This is a genomic window from Pseudomonas sp. IPO3749, assembly GCF_013386605.1.
Classification (GTDB): domain Bacteria; phylum Pseudomonadota; class Gammaproteobacteria; order Pseudomonadales; family Pseudomonadaceae; genus Aquipseudomonas; species Aquipseudomonas azotoformans_A.
The window spans coordinates 88639-98552 of record NZ_JACARN010000014.1 but is presented as its reverse complement, the minus strand read 5'-3'; the positions used below and the strand labels follow the sequence as shown (position 1 = coordinate 98552).

The 9914-nt window shown below is 61.3% G+C and carries 8 protein-coding genes and 1 pseudogene; 8 read left to right on the top strand and 1 reads right to left on the bottom strand.

Annotation, left to right across the window (positions count from 1 at the left end):
- Positions 1–48: 48 nt before the first annotated feature.
- The gene (locus tag HX812_RS07160; protein WP_371318429.1) at positions 49–2508 is read right to left on the bottom strand and encodes a penicillin-binding protein 1A; all 2460 of its coding nucleotides are present in this window, start codon (positions 2506–2508) and stop codon (positions 49–51) included.
- Between the two features lie 51 nt (positions 2509–2559).
- On the opposite strand from HX812_RS07160, the gene HX812_RS07155 reads away from it, so the two are divergent.
- The 8 genes and pseudogenes from HX812_RS07155 to HX812_RS07120 all read left to right on the top strand — a co-directional run bounded on the left by HX812_RS07155 (position 2560) and on the right by HX812_RS07120 (position 9610).
- Entirely contained in the window at positions 2560–2706 is a 147-nt protein-coding gene (locus tag HX812_RS07155; RefSeq protein ID WP_021492324.1) for a hypothetical protein, read from the top strand.
- Between the two features lie 23 nt (positions 2707–2729).
- Positions 2730–3383 (top strand): type IV pilus assembly protein PilM, encoded by a 654-nt coding sequence (gene pilM / locus HX812_RS07150; RefSeq protein WP_050572433.1) that lies wholly within the window; start codon positions 2730–2732, stop codon positions 3381–3383.
- A complete protein-coding gene (locus HX812_RS07145; protein ID WP_038846416.1) occupies positions 3380–3934 on the top strand; it encodes a PilN domain-containing protein in 555 nt (184 codons plus the stop codon). The genes pilM and HX812_RS07145 overlap by 4 nt, the downstream gene beginning before the upstream one ends.
- Positions 3931–4890 (top strand): pilus assembly protein PilP, encoded by a 960-nt coding sequence (locus tag HX812_RS07140; protein WP_038846419.1) that lies wholly within the window; start codon positions 3931–3933, stop codon positions 4888–4890. The genes HX812_RS07145 and HX812_RS07140 overlap by 4 nt, the downstream gene beginning before the upstream one ends.
- Before the next feature lie 138 nt (positions 4891–5028).
- Positions 5029–6285, top strand: a pseudogene (locus HX812_RS07135) (type IV pilus secretin PilQ); the annotation flags it as partial.
- 4 nt (positions 6286–6289) lie between these two features.
- Positions 6290–6808, top strand: a complete 519-nt coding sequence (gene aroK / locus HX812_RS07130; RefSeq protein ID WP_016979191.1) for a shikimate kinase AroK — start codon at positions 6290–6292, stop codon at positions 6806–6808.
- 125 nt (positions 6809–6933) lie between these two features.
- Complete coding sequence (gene aroB, locus HX812_RS07125) at positions 6934–8034, top strand: 3-dehydroquinate synthase (protein ID WP_033897761.1); 1101 nt, start codon at positions 6934–6936, stop codon at positions 8032–8034.
- A 10-nt stretch (positions 8035–8044) separates the two neighbouring features.
- Positions 8045–9610 carry an SPOR domain-containing protein gene (locus tag HX812_RS07120; RefSeq protein WP_038846424.1) on the top strand — a complete coding sequence of 522 codons (1566 nt, stop codon included), beginning with the start codon at positions 8045–8047 and terminating at the stop codon, positions 9608–9610.
- Positions 9611–9914 lie beyond the last annotated feature (304 nt).

The following is a 9914-nucleotide window of genomic DNA, read 5'->3' as shown; positions in this document are numbered from 1 at the left end:
CCGCTCACCACAAAAGCCCGTTCACCACGATAAGCCCTGGTTCCAACCTCAGAACAGGTCGATCGGTGCCGCCTCATCCGCTGGCAGCGGGCTGCCCGGCGCAACACCATTGCCCAGCTCGTTGACCGAAGGCGGCGTGTCTTCGCTCTTGAACAGTTCGAAGTACGCATTCGGCGTGCTTGGCGAGGCCGCGCGGCCACTCACCGGGTCGATACGCAAGCTAAGGATGCCTTCAGGCTCCGGCTGGGTGTGCGGCGGCTTGTCCTTCAGTGCCGCGCCCATGTAGCTCATCCAGATCGGCAGCGCGACGGTGCCACCGAACTCGCGGCGACCCAGGCTTTCCGGTTGGTCGTAGCCGGTCCACACGGTGGTCACGTAATCGGCGTTGTAGCCGGAGAACCAGGCATCCTTGGATTCGTTGGTGGTACCGGTCTTGCCCGCAATATCCGGACGGCCCAGGGCCAGGGCGCGGCGGCCGGTGCCTTTCTTGATCACGTCTTCCAGGATGCTGTTGAGGATGTAGGTGGTACGGCCATCCACGATGCGCTCGGCCACGGCAGGCGCCTGCGGCTCGGTTGCAGCAGTGTTTGTGGCAGGTGCAGTGCCTGGCGTCGGCTCAATGGTGATACCGCCATTGCTCGGTGCCGCCAGACCATCCGTCGCCGCCACGCCATTGACCACATCCCCCGGCACTCGCGGCGGGTTGGCAGTGAACAGGGTGTCGCCGTTGCGGCTTTCAATCTTGTCGATCAGGTACGGCGCGATCTTGTAGCCGCCGTTGGCAAAGGTGCTCCAGCCGGTGGCGATTTCCATCGGCGTGAGGGTCGCGGTGCCCAAGGCCAGGGACAGGTTTGGCGGCAGGTCCGACTTGTTGAAGCCAAAGCGCGTCATGTAGTCAATGGTCTTGCCGACGCCCATGGCCTGCAGCAAGCGGATCGATACCAGGTTACGCGACTTGTACAGCGCCTCGCGGATACGGATCGGGCCGAGGAAGGTGTTGGTGTCGTTCTTCGGGCGCCAGACCTTGTCGAGGTACTCGTCGACAAACACGATCGGCGCATCGTTGACCAGGCTGGCGGCGGTGTAGCCATTGTCCAGTGCGGCGCTGTAGATGAACGGCTTGAAGCTCGAACCCGGCTGGCGCTTGGCCTGGGTGGCGCGGTTGTAGTTGCTTTGCTCGAAGGCGAAGCCACCGACCAGCGCGCGGATTGCACCGTTTTGCGGGTCCAGCGACACCAGCGCGCCTTGGGCCAGGGGCACCTGGCTGAACTTGAGGCTGTCGTCCTTCTGGCGTTGCACGCGGATCAAATCACCCACTTGCGCCACGTCAGACGGCTGCTTGGGCAGCGCGCCCATGCTGTTGGTGTTCAGGAAGGGACGCGCCCATTTCATGCTGTCCCACGCTACATGGGCTTCGCCGGTGCGGGTCAGCACCTGTACGCCGTCTTTCTTAACCTGGGTGACGATAGCCGGCTCCAGGCCACTGATGGCGCGCTGCTTGCCCAGTTCGGTGGTCCAAGCGCTCAGGGTCTTGCCTGGCAGGCGTGATTCAGGGCCACGGTAGCCGTGGCGCTGGTCGTAGGTGATCAGGCCGGAATGCAACGAGTCATTGGCGATTTCCTGCAGGTTGCTTGGCACCGTGGTGGTCACCCGAAAACCTTCGGTGTAGGCCTCACTGCCATAGCGGCCAACCATCTCGGCGCGCGCCATTTCAGCAATATAAGGCGCGTTCACTTCCGGCGTCGGCACGTGGTAGCTGGCGTTCAGCGGTTCGGCGATGGCGCTTTCGTAAGCGGCCTGGTCGATCTTGCCCAGCTTGTACATGCGGCCCAGGATCCAGTCGCGGCGTTCTTTGCTGCGCGCCGGGTTGGCCAGGGGGTTGAAGCGTGAAGGGGCCTTGGGCAGGCCGGCAATCATCGCCATCTGCGCCAGGCTGGCGTCACGGATGGACTTGCCGTAGTAGACCTGCGAAGCCGCCTCGATGCCGTAGGCACGGTTGCCCAGGTAGATCTTGTTGACGTACAGCTCAAGGATCTCGTCCTTGGTCAGCTGGCGTTCGATCTGCAGCGCCAGGAGGATCTCGGTGGCCTTGCGCGAAAAGCTGCGCTCGCTGGTGAGGAAGAAGTTCTTCGCCACCTGCATGGTGATGGTGCTGCCGCCGGACTGGATGTGTCCGCTTTTTACCAGTTGTGTCGCCGCACGCACCAGGCTGCTGGGGTCGACGCCATAGTGGTTGGCAAAATTATCGTCTTCAGCCGACAAAAGGGCGCTGATGAAATTGGGCGGAATATCGGCAAAACGGATCGGTGTGCGGCGCATTTCGCCGAACTCCGCGATCAGTTTTTCATCGCTGCTGTAGACCCGCAAAGGAATCTGCAACTGGATACTTCTGAGGGCCTCTACCGAGGGCAAACCCGGACTAAGGTAGAGGTAGGCCCCGCTGAGCACGAGCAGCAGCCCGCAAACGATGGCGACAATGGAGTACCCGAAAAACTTCAGCAGACGAATCAAGGCTTTTGGATTTCCAGAGAAAAGAATGAGTTAGGCGTCGGGGCATGCATGGCAAACGATGGATCGACCCGAGCTGCAGATAAAAAGCGGGAAAAAACGCTGGGCATTAAAGCATTTTTCGACTTGGGACGTCATTCGCACCTGTTCAACAAGTCGACCGAATGCATGGCGCCCAGCGGCAATCAGGCGGTATGACAGGTAAAGCTTTAGGGAGTTTTATGGGAAAGGGATTTTTCACGGGAAAAGGCGGCACCTTGCTGGGTGTCGACATCAATGACACGGCCATCCGCTTGATCGAGCTGGGCCGTTCAGCTTCAGGCTACAACGTTCAAGGCTACGTCACGCAGGCGCTGCCGGCGCAAGCGGTAGTCGATGGCACGTTCCTTGATCTCGACGGCGTAGGGCGCGCCCTGCGCAGCGCGTGGTCGCGGTTGTCGACATCGGTTCGTGGTGCTGTCGCTGCGGTGTCCGGGCCCTCGGTGATCACGCGGATGATCGAGATGGACGCTGGGCTCTCTGATGATGAGATGACCTGGATGATCCAGATGGAGGCGGACCAGTACATTCCTTATCCGCTGGATGATGTGGCTATCGACTTTCAAGTGCGCGGGCCGACGGCCCTGGATCCGAGTCGGGTCGAGGTACTGCTGGCTGCATGCTTGAAGGAACACGTGGAGGCCCGCGAGGCGGTTTTGGCCCTGGCGGGGCTGGTGCCGAAGGTAATCGATATCGAAGCGTTTGCATTGGCGCGCGCTTGCCGTCAGGATTTCGCCAGCTTCACGCCGAGCCATCGCGTCGATGGTGCACAATGGGCCGTGGATGCCCAGGGGATGGGAATTGCTTGCGGGTTGGCCCTGAGGAGTTTCGCTTGAAGACACGAATCAACCTACTGCCGTGGCGTCAGGCGCTGGCAGAGCGGCGACGCAAGTATCTACTGGCGTGCTTGCTGGCGTTCGCCTGTGCGGCGCTCGCGGCCGTGTGGCTGGCGGACCAGGTCATCGACCAGGCCATTGATCGTCAAGTGACCCGCAATGACCATCTGGGCAAGGAGGTCGTCGGCCTGGATTCACGCATCAAGACCATCGATGACCTGCAGGAGCAAAGCCAGCAATTGGCCCAGCGCATGAAGGTCGTGCAAGACCTGCACGATGCCCGCTCGCCAGGCGCGCAGCTATTGGACCAACTGGCGCGAGCGGTCCCCGATGGGGTGCACCTGCATGAAGTGGTGGCCAAGGGCGATACGGTCAGTATCAGCGGCAGCGCTGAGTCCAGCCAGGACATCGCCCAATTGATGCGTCGCCTGGAGGCGGCGGAAGGTGCCCATTCCGCGCGGTTGCAGCATGTGCGAACGGATGGCGCGCGCGGTAACAATGAATTCCAGCTGATGGTGCGTCAGGGAGAGTCCTCCGAGGCTCAACCTTGAGCCTGCCAAGGCTCAATCTTTCCGTACTCACTCACAACACTGCAAAATGGCCCCTGACTGGCAAGGCCCTGTTGGGCTGTGCGCTGGCGGGCGTGGTGTTTGTGGTGGGTGACCTTGTGTACCTGAGTCCTTCGCGGGAGCGGTTGCGTCAGGTCGAAGCGCGGGAAGTGGCCCTACAGCAGCAAATCGCACACAAGACTGGTTTGGCCGCCAGCCTTGAAGCGCGCGCACAGCAGCTTCAACGGATGCAAGTTAAGGTCAATGAACTAACGCAGGCGTTGCCCGGCGAGTCCGGAATGCCTGGCTTGCTCGAAGATATCGCGCGCCTGGCACTGGCCAATGGCTTGCTGGTCGAGAGCGTCACGCCGTTGGATGAGGAGTCTCAGCCGTTCTTTCACGAACAACCCGTGCAGGTCGGCGTCATGGGCACTTATCACGATCTGGCAATGTTCCTCACGGGTCTGGGCAGCCTGTCGCGCATCGCCACGGTGCACGATATGGCCATGCGGCGTCATGGCAAGCTGCTGCGTCTGGACCTGCTGGTCAAGACTTACTGGCATGCGCAGGGCGGCGGGCAGCGTGTACCGCGACAGCCTTTTGCCTACGACTTGTCGGGGTTGCGTGATCCATTTCAACTGCTCGCAGCGCAGGTCGACCATCCGAAGGGTCGGCCTACCCGAGCGCCGGACCTCGCCCGGCCACGTGGCGTTCTGGAAAACCTCGCGGTGGAGCAGTTTGAAATGGTGGGCACGCTGTCCCGTGGGGTGCAGGTATTTGCCTTGCTACGGGCTGCCTCCAAGGTCCATCGCCTGGCGGTCGGGGACTACCTCGGCCCGGACCATGGTCGGATCACGGCCATCCATGAGCGCGCTATAGAACTGGTCGAGCTGTTTCCTGATGGTCAGGGCGCATGGCTGGAACGCCCGCGAACCTTGTTGTTAAACATCAACTCATAACGGAATCAAACAATGAAAAGGACTTTCTCGTCCTTCGGTGTGGCGCTATGGATAGCGTTCACGGCACCGATGGCTGTTGCTGTGCCCAATCGTGTGGATCTGATCCACTTGCCGCCTCCCGGCCTCGCTACACTGAACGCCTACACAGGCGACAAGCTCACCCTCAACTTCCAGAGCATCGAGTTGCGCACCGCGTTGCAACAAATTGCCGACGTGGCGGGCCTCAACCTGGTTGCCAGTGACGATGTGCAAGGCTCGATCACCCTGCGTCTCAAGGAGGTGCCCTGGGATCAGGCGCTGGACCTGGTGCTGCAAGCCAAGGGCCTGGACAAGCGGGTCAAGGCCGGCGTGTTGCTGGTGGCGCCGGCCGAAGAGCTGGCTGCGCGTGAGCTGCTGACGCTGGAATCGCGCAAGCAGATGGCCGAATTGGCGCCGTTGCGCCGGGAGCTGCTGCAAGTCAATTACGCCAAGGCGGCGGACCTGGCCAAGTTGTTCCAGTCGGTCACTGGCCTTGAAGGCGTGACCGATGAGCGCGGTTCGGTGGCGGTGGATGATCGCACCAACAACATCATCGCCTACCAGACCGTTGAGCGGCTGGAGGAGCTGCGGCGGATCGTGGCACAGCTGGATATTCCGGTACGCCAGGTGATGATCGAAGCGCGGATTGTCGAGGCCAATGTCGATTACGACAAAAGCCTGGGTGCGCGCTGGGGTGGGCGGCTCAATCGCGGCAACTGGGGCGCAGGAGGCATTCCGAAACCTCAGCCTGAAGGCGCGGAACCGCCGGAGAACCCACCCAGTTCACCCTGTGTGGACCTGGGGTCACTCACCGGCACTTCGGGCCTGGGTATCGCGTATATCACCGACAACCTGCTGCTGGACCTGGAACTCACCGCCATGGAGAAAACCGGCAACGGCGAAATCGTCTCGCAACCCAAGGTGGTCACGTCCGACAAGGAAACCGCGCGCATCCTCAAGGGCACAGAAATTCCCTATCAGGAATCCAGCTCCAGTGGCGCTACGTCGGTGTCGTTCAAGGAGGCCTCGCTGTCGCTGGAAGTCACCCCGCAAATCACCCCGGATGACCGCGTGATCATGGAGGTCAAGGTCACCAAGGACGAGCCCGACTACCTGAACAAACTCAACGACGTACCACCGATCAAGAAGAACGAGGTCAACGCCAAGGTGTTGGTCAAGGATGGCGAGACCATCGTCATCGGCGGGGTTTTCTCCAATACCCAAAGCAAAGTGGTAGATAAAGTGCCATTTTTGGGCGATGTGCCGTATCTTGGCCGCCTTTTCCGGCGCGATGTGCTGGCGGAGAAAAAATCCGAGCTGCTGGTATTCCTGACTCCGCGTATTATGAATAACCAGGCGATTGCTGTGAGTCGTTGATTCTGTGCGAAATTTGATTCTTGTAGGACCGATGGGCGCTGGAAAAAGCACCATCGGCCGTTTGCTGGCCAAAGAGCTGCGCCTGCCGTTCAAAGATTCCGACAAGGAAATTGAATTGCGCACGGGTGCCAATATCCCATGGATCTTCGATAAGGAAGGCGAACTGGGCTTTCGTGACCGCGAGCAGGCGATGATCGCCGAGCTCTGCGGACTCGACGGCGTGGTATTGGCGACTGGCGGTGGCGCAGTGATGCGCGAAGAAAACCGTCGCGCGCTGCATGCCGGTGGTCGGGTGGTCTATCTGCATGCGTCGGTCGAGCAGCAGGTGGGCCGTACCGCCCGCGATCGCAATCGCCCGTTGCTGCGCACGGCCAACCCGGAGAAAACCCTGCGGGACCTGCTCACGCTGCGCGATCCGCTGTATCGGGAAATCGCCGATCTGGTGGTAGAAACCGATGAGCGGCCACCTCGGATGGTGGTCCTCGACATTCTTGAGCGCCTGCAACGGCTGCCACCCCGTTAAAGCCCGGCTCGAAATGCGCTATTCTCGGCGGCGCGCTATCACCCTGTGGGGTGTGGCGTAGAGCCATCAGGTGACGTCAGAACGTGACGTCATCGGTCGTCACAATATCTCTAACGCGGGGACACATGCAGACACTTAAGGTCGATCTAGGCGAGCGCAGCTACCCGATCCATATTGGCGAAGGTCTGCTGGACCAGCCCGAGTTGCTCGCACCGCATATTGCCGGGCGGCAAGTGGCGATCATCTCCAACGAAACGGTCGCGCCGCTGTATCTTGAGCGTCTGAGCCGCAGCCTGTCGGCCTATTCGGTGATCTCCGTGATCCTGCCCGACGGCGAAGCCCACAAGAACTGGGAAACCCTGCAACTGATCTTTGATGGCCTGCTCACCGCACGTCATGACCGCCGCACCACCGTGATCGCCCTGGGCGGCGGTGTGATCGGCGACATGGCCGGCTTTGCGGCGGCCTGTTACCAGCGTGGCGTGGACTTTATCCAGGTGCCGACCACGTTGCTGTCCCAGGTCGATTCGTCGGTGGGCGGCAAGACCGGTATCAACCACCCGCTGGGCAAGAACATGGTGGGCGCGTTCTACCAGCCTCAAGCCGTGCTGATCGACACCGCGACCCTCAACACCTTGCCGCCGCGCGAGCTGTCGGCGGGCCTGGCGGAAGTCATCAAATACGGGTTGATCTGCGACGAGCCGTTCCTGGCCTGGCTGGAAGAACACGTCGACGCGTTGCGCAACCTTGACCAAGTAGCACTCACCGAAGCGATTTCCCGCTCCTGCGCCGCCAAGGCGCTGGTGGTGAATGCCGACGAACGGGAGTCTGGTGTACGCGCTACCCTGAACCTGGGCCACACCTTCGGCCATGCGATCGAAACCCACATGGGCTATGGTGTGTGGTTGCACGGGGAGGCTGTAGCGGCTGGCACCGTGATGGCATTGGAGATGTCGCAGCGCCTGGGCTGGATCAGCGCCGAGGAGCGTGATCGCGGCATCCGCCTGTTCCAGCGCGCCGGTTTGCCGGTGATCCCGCCGGAGGAGATGACTGAGGCGGATTTCCTCGAACATATGGCAATAGACAAGAAAGTGATCGACGGTCGACTGCGACTGGTGCTGCTGCGCCACATGGGCGAAGCGGTGGTGACCGACGATTATCCGAAAGAGATTTTACAGGCCACGCTGGGAGCGGATTACCGCGCCCTGGCCCAGCTTAAAGGTTAATAAGATCCCGATGACTAGTTTGCATGCCGACGAGGCGTTCCTCGGCCATTACCAGTTAAGCCACGACCCTTTTGCTCCACGGGTGCCTGGCTTCAAATTTTTCCCGGCCCAGCGCAAGCCAGTGCTCGGCCAGCTGCACCACCTCGCGCGTTACAGCCAGCTGCTGCTGGTCGTGACCGGCCCGCTGGGCAGCGGCAAGACCCTGCTGCGCCAGGCCCTGGTGGCCAGCACCAACAAGCAGTCGGTGCAGAGTGTGGTGGTGTCGGCCCGTGGTGCCGGTGATGCGGCGGGCGTTCTGCGCCAGGTCGCCCAGGCGCTGGACGTAGCGACTGCCGAGCCGAATGCGATCCTCAAGCAAGTGGTGCAGCTGGGCCTGACCGGACAGGAAGTCTACCTGCTGGTGGATGACGCCGAGCAGCTCGACGAATCCGCCCTGGAAGCGCTGCTGGCGCTGGCAGCCGGTACACCGGAAGGTCGCCCGCACGTGTTCCTGTTTGGTGAGTCGTCGCTGATCGCCGAGTTGGAGCAGATCAGCGGTGACCAGGAGCTGTTCCACGTCATCGAGCTGCAGCCGTACGAAGAGGAAGAAACCCGCGAATACCTGGCTCAACGCCTTGAAGGCGCAGGGGCCGGTATCGAACTTTTCTCCGCTCAGCAGATCTCTGATATTCACGAAAGCTCCGACGGCTGGCCTGGCACCATCAACCAGGTTGCCCGCGATGCCATGATCGAAGCCATGATTGCCAGCCGCACTGCGGTCAAGCGTCCAAAGATGGGGTTCACTATGCCTAAGAAACACGTATTGGCTATTTCCGCCGTTGTCGTGGTCGCTGTCGCCGCCGCCTGGTTGATTCCAGGCCGCAGCAAGGCACCGACCACGGCCGGCGCGCCAACCGAACAGGCGCAGTTGCCACTGGGCAAGCCCACGCCAAACGTCGAGTTCGCCAACTCCGGCCAACCGACCAACCTGCCGATGGTCGGCCAGCCGGTGATGCGCGGTCCGCTCGCCGAAGAAGCCGGTGGCATCTCCGAAGGCGACGACGGCGTGCCGCTGGAAGGTTCCAGCGCTACACCGCCTACCGTGACCACCACTGCACCGCCTGCGGGCGTGCCAGCGGGCCAGCCGGCAGCAGTTGCCAAGCCGACCCCGGCGCCGACCGTTGCCACTGCCAAGCCTGCGCCTGTGACCAAGCCGGTCGCGCCTGCGCCAGCCGCCAAGCCAGCTGCGGCTGCGGCTGCCAAGCCTGCTGAAAAACCGGCCGCCACCGTTGCCAAAGCCGGCGCTGCTGGTAGCAGCTGGTATGCCAGCCAGCCGACCGGCAACTTCGTGGTGCAGATTCTCGGCACCAGCTCCGAAGCCAACGCCCAGGCGTTCGTGAAAGAGCAGGGCGGCGAGTACCGTTATTTCAAGAAAGTGCTCAACGGCAAGCCTCTCTACGTGATCACCTACGGCAACTTCTCCAGCCGTGCAGCCGCCGATTCTGCGATCAAAACCTTGCCAGCGAAGGTTCAGGCTGGTAAACCTTGGCCTCGCACTGTTGCCAGCGTTCAACAAGAACTCGCAACAACTCGCTGAAGATCCGGCGGTCTTACCCAGGCCGCCCTCCCGGCACCTCAAAAAATAACCGCAAGTGCGTGCAGTCTCTAGAGACCGCGCGCTTTGTGGTGTCTGCGTCACAGTAGCTTTTGAGTCGTAGCGGTCAGAATTAAAAAAGTTTTGACTAGCACAGCATATCGCTTTAAACCTTTCATAAATGCGACATAGATTTGCGACATTTCGTCGCTAAATTTGTGAGCGTCTGTGTCGGTGTGTACAATGACCTCCCTTTTGCCCCCGCTAAGCCGGCGTACGTTCGGCGTGGAAGGTAACCGGTTGAATT

Coding starts and splice junctions, on each gene's coding strand:
- pilM (WP_050572433.1), top strand. CDS start 2,730: ATGGGAAAGGGATTTTTCACGGGAAAAGGCGGCACCTTGCTGGGTGTC.
- aroB (WP_033897761.1), top strand. CDS start 6,934: ATGCAGACACTTAAGGTCGATCTAGGCGAGCGCAGCTACCCGATCCAT.
- HX812_RS07120 (WP_038846424.1), top strand. CDS start 8,045: ATGACTAGTTTGCATGCCGACGAGGCGTTCCTCGGCCATTACCAGTTA.
- HX812_RS07155 (WP_021492324.1), top strand. CDS start 2,560: ATGGCAAACGATGGATCGACCCGAGCTGCAGATAAAAAGCGGGAAAAA.